The sequence below is a fragment of the Dorea sp. AM10-31 genome (assembly GCF_003435815.1).
GTDB classification, from domain to species: domain Bacteria; phylum Bacillota; class Clostridia; order Lachnospirales; family Lachnospiraceae; genus Dorea_D; species Dorea_D hominis.
Map to the genome: position 1 here is coordinate 99478 of NZ_QTUV01000001.1, position 14896 is coordinate 114373.

Genomic DNA, 14896 nt, shown 5'->3' on the forward strand with positions numbered 1-14896 from the left:
CTCCTCTCTTTTTTCTTTTCAGAAAACTATCCGATTGTCTTTGGTACTTTAAAGCTCTGGTCTTTTGCAAGTGGTGCATTGGCAAGCGTATCTGCGCTTCCGTCACCATTTGTCACAACATCCTCACGGAATACGTTATGCACCGGAAATACATGGGACATCGGTTCTACTCCGTCTGTATCCAGCTCATTTAATGTATCAATGTAATCCAGCATTTTTTCCATATCTTTTTTTGCTTCTTCCTTCTCTGCATCGCTTAATTCCAGCTTTGCCAGTATTCCGACATATTCGATTGTCTCATCTGTGATCTGATTTGCCATAATTTTGTCCCCTTTTCATCTTTCTATTTTCTATTTCTTTATGGTTCCAGTCTGCTTAAATCTCTTGGAAATAGCGTAGTCTCGCGTACATTGTCTTCCCCGATGAGCTGCATCGTCAGTCGTTCCAGTCCGATTCCAATTCCACCATGTGGCGGCATTCCATGTCTGAAGGTTGCAAGATACTGATCCATTCCATCTGTCTCCATACCTCTTGCTTCTATCTTTTCTATCAGTTTCTGATAATCATGGATTCTCTGACCGCCTGTTGTAATCTCAAGTCCTTTAAACAACAGGTCAAAACTTAATGTATATTTCGAATCTTCCGGATCATCCATTGCATAGAATGGACGCTTTTTGGATGGATAATGAGTTACAAACACAAAATCACTGCCCCACTCTTCTTTTGCATATTTTCCGATCAGCTGCTCCTCCTCCGGCTCTAAATCGAACGGATTACGCATCTTATGTCCATATTTTTCCGATACGATTTCTTTAATATCGTGGAAACGGACTGCCGGGATTCTGGATACATCCGGAAGTTCTACTCCAAGGATTTTCAGTTCTTTCGCATATTCTTTCTGCAAAAGTTTCATTGCATACTGTAAATACCCGGTTTCCATTGCCATGATATCTTCGAATCCATCAATATATCCCATCTCAAAATCAAGACTGGTATATTCATTTAAATGTCTTTTTGTGTTGTGTTTTTCTGCACGAAATACCGGTGCTGTCTCGAATACACGGTCAAATACACCTACCATCATCTGTTTGTAAAACTGCGGGCTCTGTGCCAGCACTGCAGGTCTGTGGAAATATTCCAATTTGAAAATATTCGCTCCTCCTTCAGCTCCTTTTGCTCCAATCTTCGGTGTATGGATCTCTGTAAATTCCTGGCTGTAAAGAAAATCGCGGAATGCTCTTGTAAGTCCTTCCTGAATTCGGAATTTTGCACGCTCTCTGATATTTCTAAGGGCAATGGAGCGGTAATTTAATTTTGCTTCCAGTGAAGTATTCAATTTCCATTTGGAAATTGCAAGCGGCATCATCTCTGCCTCCGGCTCACTTAAAATTTCCACTTTCTGCATTGTAATCTCGATTCCGTTTGGTGCTTTCTCATTCTGCTTTAAAACACCTGTCACTTCCAGTGTTGCTGCCTCTTTGATCATTTTTATATCAAATTCTGCAGTTTCTTTCTCATATACACACTGCAGAAGTCCTTCTCTTTTACGAAGGATCACAAAGGCTACGGTTCCCATATCACGAATGACATGAACAGCTCCATTGATTTTTACAACCTCTCCTTCTGCGCATCCGGTAAGTAACTCTGTAATTTCTTTTGTCTCTTTTTTCTTTACTCCTGTCATAAATTCCATCATTCAGACCTCCCTTGGTATCCTTTTTGGTAAAATAGTGTGCGTCCTCGCAGAGCCATTTTATTTATCACTAAAAATCTTTTTGATAAATAAAAAAAGAGATTCTTTCGAACCTCCGGTACTAAAAAACGTCCCAGAATACATACTTGTATTCCGGGACGGATATAAACTTGTTATCCGCGGTACCACCCGCATTAAGCTCGCCTTTGAACTTATCTCTTGCACGTAACGTGTGCCTTACGTATCTGCCTAATAATCTACATCCGGTAATCTCCTGCCGACGTTCAACAGATCTGCTCCAGAGTGTTCCCTATTGTTCTGCTTCCTTCAGATGCACTCTCAGTCGGCGGTGCTTCCTTCCTGTTAATTCCACAAGAACAGAGTCTCCTTCATCGCTTTGTTGTTTAAAAACTATGTTTATGGTAGCACAGGATTTTTTAAATTGCAAGTACCAAATCAAAAAATTTCAAAATCGTTCCTGACAAAGCGCCTCCATCTTCTCATGTATGACTCCCATATCACGTTCGTCTGTCATCGTTACAATCAAATCTCCTGCCTGAAGTTTTGTCTTTCCTTTCGGAATAATCTCATCTGTACCTCGCTGTATTGCTACAAGCAAACAGTTATCCGGCCATTTCACATCCCTGATCAGTTCTTCTTCAATCGAAGATCCCTGTTTCACAACAAAGTTCGCAAGTACCTTTTCGCCGGTCTCATCCGTCACAGACTCTCCACGCTTTTGCAGGAGACGCTCCAGCAGACTTTCATAAATCGGTTTTGACTTCATCAGTATTGCTACAACATAAGCCACAATGGATACAACCGATAACGACAGCATCTGACTTAAGGAACCGGTCATTTCAAAAATAAGAATAATCCCTGTCAGAGGCGCCCGCACAATTGCGGCAAAATATCCTGCCATTGCCAGAAGTACAAAATTATTGATATACATTGGATTCAGTCCGAAATACTGCACACTGATCGTTGCAAAAGCGCCTCCGATATAGCCTCCGATGACAAGTAACGGGAAGAAAATGCCTCCCGGTGCTCCTGATCCAAAACTTACTGCTGAGAAGATGAATCTTCCGATCAGGAGAAACAAAACGCTCTTAAGCATCACATCACTGTTTGTAAGATATTCAATCAGAGCGTGTCCGCTTCCCAGAAGATCCGGAGCGGTAAATCCAAGAATACCGGCACATACGAACGGAATCATGACTTTCACTTCCGGTCGTAAAAGCGTTGCTTTATTATAGATTTCCTGTGATTTCAAAGTAAACCAGTTATAAAATGCACCCAGCACGCCAAGTATCACTCCAAGTGCCACGATCATTCCATAGGAATGAATTGGCAGTGCATGCAAGATATCAAACTGGAACACGGAACTTACTCCCAGCACATTTGAACATAAGAAATCTGCCGTCAGCGACGCAGACATTACGGATACGAGTACCGATACGGAAAAGTTCTTATGGACTTCTTCCAGTGAAAACATGACTCCTGCAAGAGGTGCATGAAACGCTGCTGAAAGTCCTGCACTGGCTCCACAGGTCAATAAAAACTTCTCTTCGGTCTTTCCTCTGTCAAGCCCTCTGGATACCCCTTTTCCTACCATGGCGCCAAGCTGGATCGATGGGCCTTCTCTTCCAAGTGCCAGTCCTCCAAGCAGGCATAAGAAGCCGCCGAGGAACTTTGCCGGCATCACACGCCACCAGGTCTGATCTAATTTTCCTACCATCTCGCCCTCAAGCTGAGGGATTCCGCTTCCGGATATCATCGGCTCAAACTGTACCAGTTTTGCCACGATCCAGGCAAGCAAAAGGAGCACCGCAAACCATCCTGCCATCCGCACCGGATTGCCTGACGCATATGCGAGGATCTGCTTTAACCATTTTCCCGCATATTCCAGACAGATCCGGTACAAAAGTACAATCAGTCCTGCGATTGCTCCAACTAATATTCCTTCACCTATTAAAATAATCTGAAACCGCTCTGCACGCTTAATCGTGTCCGGTGTATTGTGTCTCACAAGACATACCTCCCATAACTTTCTCATAGCTATATGATACCCGTAGATTATTCCGTGCTGCGCACTCTCACAATCTTCCCAATTATGAACAAGCTCATGTGGCTTAAGACCTTAGGACTCTGGTATCATATACATTATAAATAGAAGGTCGTCTTTTTTCCAGTAAAATTTAATTATCTGAATCTGAAACTGTAATCATATTTGTAATAACGTCTTTGCTGACTTTGTATACGATTTTTGAATTTTCCGGCATCACATACCGGTTTTCTCCGTCTTTGTCTGTTTTTCCAATGTAAACACTGTACGTTTTCTTCTTTCCGGATGAAGAATCTTTGTATGTAGCGGTTGCTGTTGTCCGTTTGTCAATTTCCAAACCATATTTGCCAAGTGTCTTATCTGTCACATGGTAATCTGCACAGTCAGTCAGCGTAATCGTTCCGAATCCTCCGGCAAGCTGTGCCAGATCATCTTCATCATCGTATGTCTTTGTCGTTTCATTTTTCGTAACTGCAACTTTTTTCAGATTGCCGCTGCTGATGGACGGCACAGTATCCAGACTCACAAAGGAAGATAGCTGAAACTGTAAGTTTTCTACCAGTGTACTTCCAATCGTATACACTGTATCTTCTTCTTCGATTTTCGCATAGTAATCTTCTCCAACATTATTACCGATATCGAGCGTTCCTTTTTCTCCGGAAGCTGTCTCATAAGATACTTTATATGCCGGATCCGCAAGTCCATAATCCTCCAACGCATCTGGAGCATCCAGTTTCTGCTCTGCTGTCAGACTTTCCACAGTACCTGTAATCTGCTCAACAGCACTCTGGGTTAATTTGATGGTCTTATCTTTTTCATACACCCAGGTATCATTTTTCTTGACAAAAGTCATATTTTTATTTCCTTTTTTATAACTGATCTTTGTCAGGTCATCTGCATCTATGATCTGCACGGTCTGTGCTTTTTTCTTTGCCGCCTTCTGCGTCTTCATCTGATTGTTCCATGCCTTGATTCCGCCATATGCGCCGCAAAGGACAACCAGAATTCCTACAAGCAGTAACATTCTCTTTTTCTGTTTCATACATGCCCTCTTTTCTTTGAAATCCTTTTTACGCTTTTCTTCTCTTCATCCACTGTATGAATCCATATACGAGGATCAGCACAGGAATTCCAAATATGATGAACAGGCTGATAATTCCGGCATGGTGTACCGTATTATATGTAACCTGCAGACTCTTTGCCTTGATTGAAACATTCTCTACATCGTCATAGTTTGCTGTGACTGTATTCATAAACAGATCCAGATTTTCCAGTGTGGACATATTATCTGTAACATCCGGATTGATCAGGCTGTCGGAAGACACTACAGTCAGTCTTCCGGTATCTGCTATATCTGAACTGTCTGTTTCTCCGTCTGAATCATCGGAACCATTTTTTGATTTTTCTGCTACAACTCCGAGTGTATATGTTCCCTGCTTCTGATCATTGTCACTTATTGCATAACCCGAAGATGATGTTTTCATAAATTCTGTTGTTGTCACAGTATCATCTTCCGGATCAGAGACTTTCAATCCATGCGCATTGACAAGCAGAACCATGTCTGAACTTAAGCCATTTGCCAGATCCCCTGTTGCTGTAAGTTCCGGGAAGATATAATAATAATTTCCCTGATAGCTTCTCTGCGTATCTGCGATGTATCCACTCACTTCCTGAATACCATATTTCTTCAGGAAACTCTTAAGATTCGGCTGTGCTTTATCCGCATCACCGAGAACAACGTAGATTTTCCCACCATTGTCCATGTAATTGTTCAGAAGTTTTACTTCATCTTTTGTCAGATCTTTCGTCGGCGCATAGATAAATAACAAATCGCAGTCATCCGGTATTTTATTCTTCATAACAAGATTCAGTTCTTCCTGCTTAATGTTACTCTTTCCAAGAAGGTCTGTAACCGATGTAGAAAATGTTCCTTCTCCATGTCCGGTCGTGTAGTAAATCTTTTTCTGCGTATCGCTTGTCACATAATTGACTGCACTGGTAAGCTGTCCTTCTCCGTCAAACTCAGACTCCGTACTGCTGCCGGTTGTATAATAGGAATACTCATCCGTCACAATGATATCACTGAACGAAACCGTCGTTGTCTTTTTCGTTTTCTTATCCGATACAAGAATCATATTCTCTTCCACATTATTTTTTGTCAGTTCTCCCGGATGCAGTACCGGATCTACCCATTTCACAGTAATCTTATCTGAAAGCGCTGCATATTTTTTCAGAAACGCTTTGATTCTGTCATCGGTAGATTTTTTCTGTGCATAGACTGTAAATGTAATGTCTGAATCTAGTTTGTTCAGGATCTTTTTACTCGTTTTTGAAATCTGATAGATTTTCTTATCACTGACATCAATGCTTTTTACATTTTCAGGCAATTGTCCCGCAATCAGATTTACGACGACAACAATTGCTACAACCAGTGCAATCATTCCGACACTGTAACTTCCGTTTCTGGAAGATACATTTTTAAATGTATTTTTTATTTTCTCTAACATATTGCCCTCCTAACTCCAACGTCTTTTCTGTATCATCTGCATCGTAAGGAAAATGAAAACAGCTGTAAGCGAAAAATACATAATGATTCCACTTACATCTACCAGATGATTGGAAACAATGTCATCAAGAGTTCCTGCCAGATAAAATTTACTGAAAAATGTATTTAATGCGCTTTCAAAAATGCTTGACTTTACTGCGTAAGTAATCCCACATCCAGCAAGTACGATCACTTCCAGACCTCCGACGATCACAATATTTTTTGTCATATGCCAGATAGCAAGAACAATCAGTGTTAAAAGAACGCCGATTCCAATCACATTTGTGACTGCAGAAGTCGGAAGAAGATCCATAATTCCGTTCCACAGATATTGAAGAAGCAGGATTCCAACCGAACCAATCGCTGCAATAATCTGGCTTTCTGTCAGTGCCGAAACAAACATTCCGACAGATATGTACGTGCAGCCCAGCAGGAAAAATACGAGAATCGCCATATCATCTGCCAGTATATATGCCGTTCCCTGTGTCTTAATGATCAGTGGGAAAATCAGATATACTGCACATGGAATTGCCAGGATTGTTACCATTGCAAGATATTTTCCTATAACGACCTGAAACAGGCTGACCGGAGCTGTTAATAGCATCTGGTCTGTACGGCTTTTGCGTTCTTCGGCAAAACTTCTCATCGTGAGCACCGGAATTGCAATAACAAATACGATCAGAACTCCGGACAGCACATAAGAGAAATATGGATATCCATAATTCAGGTTATATGCCATAAAATAAACTCCTGTAAATGCGATCAGAAATGCAATAAATACATAGCCGATCATCGAATGAAAGTATGATTTCAACTCTCTTTTATAAATTGCACTCATTACTTCTGTTCCTCCTTACCGGCTAATTTTTTCTCTGCCTCTTTCTGTTTTTTACCACCCTGCGTCAGCTCAAGGAAGATATCCTCCAGAGATGATTTGTTCAGCCTTAGTGTAAGGAGCGGAATCCTTGCATCTGCAAATGTATAGAAAAGTTTCTCCCGCAGATCTGTACCGTCTTTGCTCTCTATATAAGCCAGTGTTGTATGCTCATCCGTTTCTTCATATTTTACAGAGCTGATCTCCGGAACAGATTTTAAAACCACTTCCATCTGCTCCTTGGAAGCTTTTGTCTCCAGCGCAACATGTCCGGTGCCGCTCATCAGATTTTCCAGATTCTCCGGTGTATCACTTGCCACCAGGTGTCCGCCTGCAATGATCATAATATGATCGCACACTTCACGGATTTCCGCCAGAATGTGGGAACTTAAAATTACCGTATGTTTCTTTGCCAACGTACGGATCAGTTCACGGATCTCAATAATCTGTTTCGGATCAAGACCAACGGTAGGCTCATCCAGAATGATGATCTCCGGGAATCCTAAAATTGCCTGTGCCAGACCAACTCTCTGTTTATATCCTTTGGATAAATTGTGAATGAGCCGTTCTTTTACCGGATCTAATTTCGTAAGTCTCATTACGCGCAGAATCTGTGATTCTCTTTCCGCCTTCGGAATTTTCTTAAGTTCCGCTGCGAACGTCAGATATTCAAGAACTGTCATTTCCATATAAAGCGGTGGCTGCTCCGGCAGATATCCGATACAGCTTTTTGCTTCTTCCGGCTCTTTTAAAATGTCATGCCCGTTGATCAGCACCTCTCCTTTTGTAGCGCCAAGATATCCCGTCATAATATTCATAGTCGTAGATTTTCCGGCTCCGTTCGGTCCCAGGAAGCCATATATCTGCCCTTCCTGTACCGTGAAGCTTAAGTTATCTACAGCCAGATGCTTTCCATAGCATTTGGTCAGATTTTTCACTTCGATCAAAATACATATCCTCCTTATACTGTTCAATATTTGTAACAGTATAAGAAGAAAGCTTGAAGAAAATGTGGAAAAGATATGTTTATTTTGTGAAAACGTTAAAGGGGGACGGGGCTTTTCTAGAAAAGCCCCGTCCCCCGTAACAGAAAAGTTTCTTCATTCACTTTAATCTCCGCTCGGCATATACGGTCTCAATACACCTGCCACATTACTAATCGGCATAGTCTGTAACCATACACGTCCCGGTCCGGTAATAATTGTATTAAATATGCCCTCGCCTCCAAACAGCATATTCTTAACGCCCGGCACACTTCGAATGTCCATCTGGCAGCTTGCTGTCATTGCAGCCAGATGGCCGGTATCTACAACAATCTGCTGTCCCGGTGCAAGTTCATACTCCACGACATGTCCGTCAAATTCTGCAAATACGGTTCCCTGTCCGCTGATCCTCTGCATGATAAAGCCTTCACCACCGAAAAAGCCGGTTCCCAGTTTTTTGTTGAAGAATACCGACATTTCAATACCGACTTCGCCTGCCAAAAATGCACTTTTCTGTAAAATCATTTCCTGTCCCGGTGCGATTTCAAATGCACGAATCGATCCCGGGAAGCAGGATGCAAATGCGATCATTCCTTCTCCTCCCTGTGCGGTATAAACATTCTGAAATGCCTTCTCGCCGGAAAACATTCTTCCTATCATACTCCCAATACCGCCATTCGACGTTGTCTCCATAAGCATATTCGGAGACATCCAGGACATTCCGCCGCCTTCCGTGATCATCTTCTCGCCAGGTTCTAACTGACAGATAACTGCCGGCAAGGTATCGCCTACAATCTGGTATTTCATATGTTGCCCTCCTTTTATGTAAAATTATTTCATTAGAAACCTTTTAATTTCTATTTATTCTTTTCTTTCTTTTTCCCACCTGCACAGTAAAGCACGAATCCAAGAAGCAGAACAGCTACTGCCATCCAGATTACAAGTGTTGTTGTACCAAGCGGGCTGAATTTATCATAATATCCTTTCAGATAAATAATGATGATAAGAAGTGGAATCACGTAGCCTACATAGCCTTTTAATCCCTTCGGGAAGCCGATTCCTTCTCCGGTATTCGCTTCTTCCAGGAATTTCTCCCAGCCCCATCCATTCTCTCTCGTACAGAAGAGAAGATAGCCAAGACTTCCAAGTGGCAGGAAGTTATTGGAAACAATAAAATCTTCCAGATCCATAATTGTACTTCCTTCGCCTAGCGGCTGGATACCAGAAAGAATATTGAAGCCAAGAACACATGGCATACTCAGTATAATAATCAAAATTGCACTGACAATTACGCTTTTCTTTCTGGACCAGTGGAACAGATCCATATCAAAAGAAATAATATTTTCAAATACTGCTACCAGCGTTGTAAATGCTGCAAACGTCAAAAACAGGAAGAATAACGCTCCCCATACCTGTCCACCCAGCATCTGCGAAAAAATATTCGGAATGGTAATAAATATCAGACTCGGACCTGCACCCGGTTCAATGCCAAATGCAAAACATGCAGGGATAATAATGAATCCTGCCATCAGTGCAACGAATGTATCCAGTCCTGTAATGCTGAGTGCTTCTCCTGCAAGGCTCCGGTTACGTTCCAGATAACTTCCGAAAATCATCATAGCACCAATACCAATTGATAATGTAAAGAACGCCTGACTCATCGCCCCGAAAATAACATTTCCAATTCCAATTTCTGCCATTTTCCGGAAATCCGGAATCAGATAAAAACGGATTCCGGCTCCGGCTCCTTTTAAGAAAACAGAATGTACTGCAAGAATGATCATCAGTACCATCAATACCGACATCATAACTTTTGATACTTTTTCAATTCCATTCTGAATACCAAACCAGCAGATTGCAAATCCGATCACACAGATCAGTATCGTCCAGAATGCCATATTGGGCGCATCAGCAAGCATCTTTGTGAATTTTGCACCGACTTCCTCTGCACTGTTTCCGACAAAATCACCACGTATGCTGCGGAAGCAGTAATACATCATCCATCCGCCTACACTCGTATAAAACATCATCAACAGATAGCTTCCCAGAATGCCGATCCATTTGGAAATATGCCATCTTGTTCCTTCCGGCTCCAGTTTTTCAAATGCTGCGGCGACACTGAAATGACTGCCGCGGCCGATGGCGAACTCGCAGATCATAACCGGCACTCCCATGATCAACAGGAATACCAGATAAATCAGAATAAATGCTGCTCCTCCCATCTGTCCACACAAGTATGGAAACTTCCATACATTGCCAATACCGATCGCACATCCTGCAGATACAAGAATGAATCCCAGACGCGATCCGAATTTTTCTCGTTTCATATTTTGCCCTCTCTTTTCCTTTATATGTTAAGGTGCCAGGATCAAAAGCCTAAAACTACGAAGTACGGAACAATTCGTATAGCATCTTTTAACCTCAACATCATGTTAAATGGCTTATATTAATATTTTCTCAGCGAATCCTGCGAATCATCTGTTGTATTCTCAATCTTCTGGATCTTGACATAATAACCGGCATTACCGTTCGTATTTACAAACACACGGTCACCAACTTTATGTCCCTGAATCGCTTTTCCAAGTGGTGATTCAATACTGATCAGTCCCTGCAGCGAATTGCCACGCACACTTGTCACAAGCCGGTAAGTCTCTGTCTCATCATCCTCTTCAAAATATACTTCTACTGTATTATTAATGCCAACTTCATCCGCTTTCGACTCATCAGAAACAATCTGCGCATGTTTGAGCATACGTTCCAGATAACGGATACGACTTTCATTCCGGTTCTTGTCCTGCTTTGCTGCCTTGTATTCAAAATTCTCACTCAGATCGCCCTGTGCTCTTGCCTCTTTTACCGCTTCCAGTTCTTTCTTACGCACAACCAGTTTGCGGTATTCAATCTCTTCTTTGATCTTGGATACATCACTTTCTGTCAAACGCTCACCCACGTTTTCAACCTTCTTTCTACTATCTGCTTCTTTATTTCTTTAGATCAGACCATAATGCTGCATTGCTTTGTATACACCATCATTTTCAACGGTATCTGTCACATACTCTGTATATGGATCTAACACCGGATCGTGCTTCTTCATTGCAATGGAATGTTTTGCATATTCAAACATAGACTGATCGTTGCTGCTGTCGCCGAACACATACACCTCGTCCTTCGTAAGTCCCAGATGCTGTCTCATAAATTCAATCGCTGTTGCTTTGGAATATCCTTTCTGCACCAGTTCATACATCCCATTTAATCGATCAATGATATCTATGCCATCTTCAATCGATGCAAAAAATTCCTGATATCTGCAGTTCGGATCTTTCTTATTAATATGGATCAATAATTTATCGTATTCAAAATTCTTCTTCTCCATGCTTGTCTCTCTGCCAAGCCCCATGGACGCCATATATCTCCGTGTACTTTCCACGGGTTCACACTGACTTACCCGTTCTGAGAAATACATGTCATCCGTTCCTTCCAGAAATCCTTCAATGTGATACTTTTTCATCAGATCTATATAACGATTTCCTTCTTCAATAGATATATGGCTCTCAAAAAGCACCTCATTCCTATAAATCAGATAGGTTCCGCATCCACATAAAAATCCATCTACATCAAGCTTTTTAATAATCGGCGGAACGCTGCATATCGTCCGCCCTGTATTAATCAGTACTTTATGCCCATTCTCTTTGACTTTCCGGATTCCCTCCAGTGCACTCTCCGGAACTTTCTTCGTAACACCACTTAAGAGCGTATCATCTATATCGAAAAATAATGCTCCCATTTTTCCGCTTCCTCCTGCCTGTTCTTCCCTTATTTTTACTCAGTAATGACTGTATTCACAATCTTTCCCATTATACCCATCTTACAGAGATTTTGCAAATTTATCTCTGCAGTTATTTTCCGAAATAATGATCCACCCCATCTGCAATCCCGGATGCAATCTTCTTCTGATAGTCTGCCTGAGACATCTTCTGATCTTCCGCCGGATTCGTCATATATCCAATCTCAACAATCGTCACAGGCACTTTTGCCCAGTTCACACCGCTCATGGAATCTGTCTCCCATACTCGTTCTCTCTTTGCTCCGGTTGTTTTCACTGCACCGTCCAGAATTGCCTCTGACAATGCCTTGCTCTGCTTATACAGGCTGCCATTATATTGATTAGATGCCGTCTGACAGATCGTCATCATTCCATTCGCACTGCTGTTCTCTGCTCCGTTTGCATGAACACGGATAAATGCATCTGCATTCGCATTGTTCGCCACCTCTGCACGCTCCGCATTGGAAATATTTACATCATTCGTTGTGCGCACCATCTTCACATTATACCCACGCACTTCCAGTATATTTTTTAGTTTCTTTGAAACTTCTAAAGTTAACTGATACTCTGGTTTTCCTGTGGAAACACCACTTGTTCCCGATGCAACTTTAGCTTTTGTCTGAGATGCTCCCGGTCCCACCGGCTCCTGTTCATTGTTGCCACGCGCCTGATGCCCTGCATCGATCACTACAAGTTTACCATTCATCTGGCGCTTTTTTTCCTGCTTTTTCTTTGCACGTTCCTTCTTCGCCTGTTCCTCTTTTGCTTTCTTTGCAGCTTCTGCGGCTTTTGCTTCTTTGTCACTGTAATCTTTTTTCTTATCTTTTGTATTGATCACCAGTGGTTCTGGCGCTTTTTTTGGTTTCGCTTTTTCTTCTTTTATCGCGCATCCTGCCAGCGCAATTACGAGAAGCACTGCCAGTACAGATATTATCCATTTTCTCATTTTCATAAGCTGACTCCTCACTTTCCGGGAGATCCTGTCCCGCTTATATATAAGCTCACATGGGTTCAGATCTTTTAACTCTGATATCATTATAATTTACTGTTGTTTCATTTACAAGTTCTTCTCCGTGTAATCTTCTGGACAACAGATTTTTGTTCTGTTATACTCTTGTGGATTGTAAACGTATAGAATACGAGCAATCCGCAGGAACATATACACATATAATATAAGCATTATAAACATTCACAAAAATGAACGATATACATACTTCCGTAATTTAACCAGAAAGGACATTACTATGCAGGTAACTAAAACTTCACCTACTATCTTCGGACAGTTTATCCGCTATGCCAGTCTGAATGTGCTTGGCATGTTCGGAATTTCACTCTATATACTGGCTGACACTTTCTTTATCGCAAATGGTGTCGGCGCTGATGGTCTGACTGCTTTGAACCTTGCAGTTCCTGCCTATAATTTTCTCCACGGCTGCGCACTCATGCTCGGTCTTGGCGGAGCAACACGCTATACGGTAAGCAAAAGTCAGGGAAAGACAGCCCATGCAAATAAATTTTTTACACATACAATTCTTCTTGCCACTTTATTTTCCACATTTTTCTTCTGTGTGGGACTTGTTTTTGCTGCTCCCCTGGCAAGAATCCTTGGAGCCAATGCAGAAGTCTTTGATATGACGTATACCTACCTGCGTATCATTCTTCTCTTTGCTCCGGCATTTATATTTAATGAAGTATTTCTGGCATTCGTCCGCAATGACGGTGCTCCACATCTCGCCATGTATGCAATGGTCGGTGGCAGCCTTGCCAACATCCTGTTTGATTATATTTTTATTTTTCTGCTTCATATGGGAATCTTCGGAGCGGTACTTGCAACCGGATGTTCTCCACTCTTCGGTATGCTCATCCAGTCCATTTACCGTATCCGCAGGAAAAATCAATTTCATTTTGTCCGTACCGGACTGTCCGCTTCACTTACAGGTTCGACACTTGCACTTGGTTTTTCTTCCCTCGTAACCGAAGTTTCATCCGGTGTTGTTATGATCGTATTTAATATGTTAATGCTGCGCCTTGAAGGAAATACGGCTGTTGCAGCCTATGGTGTGATTGCGAATCTCATTCTCGTTGTCATCGCCATTTTCACTGGTATCGGACAGGGAACCCAGCCACTTATCAGTCATGCCTATGGACGCGGCGAACGGCAGCATGCATTACAATACAGACGCTACGGACTCTTTCTGATGGCGGCACTTTCTGTTACTATTTATGCAGGAATTTTATTTGGCGCAGATGGTATCACCACTGCATTTAACAGTGAACAGAACCCGCTTCTGCAGCAGATCGCCGTAAAAGGACTTCGCATTTATTTTGCCGGCATCCTGTTTGCCGGATTCAATATCGTGCTTTCCTTTTACTTTACATCCATTGAAAAAGCAGTCCCGGCGCAGGTCATTTCCCTGGCTCGCGGACTGCTCATTATCGTTCCGTTATCTATATTACTTGCAAATATTCTCGGTATGACCGGTGTCTGGATGTCATTTCCGATCTCCGAACTGCTTGTATCTTTCCTCGGTCTCTTCTTCCTAGTGAAGCAGAAGCTGGGAGGCAAACACAGCCAGAACGCCTGATACTACACTCAGCACGGCATATACAAGTGCTGTCACTGTGTGTCCGCTCTGAAACAGATCCGTTGTTTCAAAAGCAAACGTAGAAAATGTCGTAAATCCTCCGCAGATTCCAACTTTCAGAAATAACACAAGCTGAGGATTCACTGACGGATGCTTTCCTGCACAAGTTGCAATGCAGCCGATCAGGAAAGCTCCTGCCACATTAATCAAAAACGTCTTATATGGAAATCCGCTCTCACTTTGAACCGGAAGCAGACCGATCAGATAACGGCAGACTGCTCCGATAAATCCACCTAAACCTACAAATAAACAATTTATCAATTTACTT

Annotated in this window: 14 protein-coding genes; 1 reads left to right on the top strand and 13 read right to left on the bottom strand. The window is 42.1% G+C overall.

Features of this window, described 5'->3' with window-relative positions; all coding sequences use genetic code 11:
- Positions 1–26: 26 nt before the first annotated feature.
- The 12 genes from gatC to DW125_RS00495 form a co-directional block, all read right to left on the bottom strand.
- A complete protein-coding gene (gene gatC / locus DW125_RS00440) occupies positions 27–320 on the bottom strand; it encodes an Asp-tRNA(Asn)/Glu-tRNA(Gln) amidotransferase subunit GatC (protein ID WP_117536774.1) in 294 nt (97 codons plus the stop codon).
- Between the two features lie 38 nt (positions 321–358).
- Positions 359–1693, bottom strand: a complete 1335-nt coding sequence (gene aspS, locus DW125_RS00445) for an aspartate--tRNA(Asn) ligase (RefSeq protein WP_117536775.1) — start codon at positions 1691–1693, stop codon at positions 359–361.
- 466 nt (positions 1694–2159) lie between these two features.
- On the bottom strand, positions 2160–3722 hold the full coding sequence (locus DW125_RS00450) for a ClC family H(+)/Cl(-) exchange transporter (protein ID WP_117536776.1): 1563 nt from the start codon (positions 3720–3722) through the stop codon (positions 2160–2162).
- Between the two features lie 169 nt (positions 3723–3891).
- A complete protein-coding gene (locus DW125_RS00455; protein ID WP_117536777.1) occupies positions 3892–4800 on the bottom strand; it encodes a DUF4340 domain-containing protein in 909 nt (302 codons plus the stop codon).
- A 28-nt stretch (positions 4801–4828) separates the two neighbouring features.
- Positions 4829–6265, bottom strand: coding sequence for a GldG family protein (locus DW125_RS00460; protein ID WP_117536778.1), 1437 nt, complete (start codon positions 6263–6265; stop codon positions 4829–4831).
- 9 nt (positions 6266–6274) lie between these two features.
- On the bottom strand, positions 6275–7141 hold the full coding sequence (locus DW125_RS00465) for an ABC transporter permease (protein WP_117536779.1): 867 nt from the start codon (positions 7139–7141) through the stop codon (positions 6275–6277).
- The gene (locus DW125_RS00470) at positions 7141–8124 is read right to left on the bottom strand and encodes an ABC transporter ATP-binding protein (protein ID WP_117536780.1); all 984 of its coding nucleotides are present in this window, start codon (positions 8122–8124) and stop codon (positions 7141–7143) included. The genes DW125_RS00465 and DW125_RS00470 overlap by 1 nt, the downstream gene beginning before the upstream one ends.
- A gap of 162 nt (positions 8125–8286) precedes the next feature.
- Positions 8287–8967: a TIGR00266 family protein gene (locus tag DW125_RS00475; protein ID WP_021860858.1), complete on the bottom strand. Its 681-nt coding sequence runs from the start codon at positions 8965–8967 to the stop codon at positions 8287–8289.
- A 50-nt stretch (positions 8968–9017) separates the two neighbouring features.
- Complete coding sequence (locus tag DW125_RS00480) at positions 9018–10487, bottom strand: sodium-dependent transporter (protein ID WP_117536781.1); 1470 nt, start codon at positions 10485–10487, stop codon at positions 9018–9020.
- Positions 10488–10606: 119 nt separating this feature from the next.
- Positions 10607–11110, bottom strand: coding sequence for a transcription elongation factor GreA (gene greA, locus DW125_RS00485; RefSeq protein ID WP_117536782.1), 504 nt, complete (start codon positions 11108–11110; stop codon positions 10607–10609).
- A gap of 39 nt (positions 11111–11149) precedes the next feature.
- A complete protein-coding gene (locus DW125_RS00490; RefSeq protein ID WP_117536783.1) occupies positions 11150–11944 on the bottom strand; it encodes an HAD family hydrolase in 795 nt (264 codons plus the stop codon).
- A gap of 112 nt (positions 11945–12056) precedes the next feature.
- Positions 12057–12935 (bottom strand): N-acetylmuramoyl-L-alanine amidase family protein, encoded by an 879-nt coding sequence (locus DW125_RS00495; RefSeq protein ID WP_330411760.1) that lies wholly within the window; start codon positions 12933–12935, stop codon positions 12057–12059.
- Positions 12936–13227: 292 nt separating this feature from the next.
- On the opposite strand from DW125_RS00495, the gene DW125_RS00500 reads away from it, so the two are divergent.
- Entirely contained in the window at positions 13228–14568 is a 1341-nt protein-coding gene (locus DW125_RS00500) for an MATE family efflux transporter (protein ID WP_117536784.1), read from the top strand.
- Here DW125_RS00500 and crcB read toward each other — a convergent pair.
- Positions 14524–14889 carry a fluoride efflux transporter CrcB gene (gene crcB, locus DW125_RS00505; protein WP_117536785.1) on the bottom strand — a complete coding sequence of 122 codons (366 nt, stop codon included), beginning with the start codon at positions 14887–14889 and terminating at the stop codon, positions 14524–14526. The genes DW125_RS00500 and crcB overlap by 45 nt on opposite strands.
- Between the last annotated feature and the right edge of the window lie 7 nt (positions 14890–14896).

Excerpts from the sequence above, each read along its gene's own strand:
- DW125_RS00490 (WP_117536783.1), bottom strand. The coding sequence starts at position 11,944 with ATGGGAGCATTATTTTTCGATATAGATGATACGCTCTTAAGTGGTGTT.
- DW125_RS00475 (WP_021860858.1), bottom strand. The coding sequence starts at position 8,967 with ATGAAATACCAGATTGTAGGCGATACCTTGCCGGCAGTTATCTGTCAG.
- gatC (WP_117536774.1), bottom strand. The coding sequence starts at position 320 with ATGGCAAATCAGATCACAGATGAGACAATCGAATATGTCGGAATACTG.
- DW125_RS00495 (WP_330411760.1), bottom strand. The coding sequence starts at position 12,935 with ATGAAAATGAGAAAATGGATAATATCTGTACTGGCAGTGCTTCTCGTA.
- DW125_RS00460 (WP_117536778.1), bottom strand. The coding sequence starts at position 6,265 with ATGTTAGAGAAAATAAAAAATACATTTAAAAATGTATCTTCCAGAAAC.
- DW125_RS00465 (WP_117536779.1), bottom strand. The coding sequence starts at position 7,141 with ATGAGTGCAATTTATAAAAGAGAGTTGAAATCATACTTTCATTCGATG.
- DW125_RS00455 (WP_117536777.1), bottom strand. The coding sequence starts at position 4,800 with ATGAAACAGAAAAAGAGAATGTTACTGCTTGTAGGAATTCTGGTTGTC.
- aspS (WP_117536775.1), bottom strand. The coding sequence starts at position 1,693 with ATGGAATTTATGACAGGAGTAAAGAAAAAAGAGACAAAAGAAATTACA.
- DW125_RS00480 (WP_117536781.1), bottom strand. The coding sequence starts at position 10,487 with ATGAAACGAGAAAAATTCGGATCGCGTCTGGGATTCATTCTTGTATCT.
- DW125_RS00500 (WP_117536784.1), top strand. The coding sequence starts at position 13,228 with ATGCAGGTAACTAAAACTTCACCTACTATCTTCGGACAGTTTATCCGC.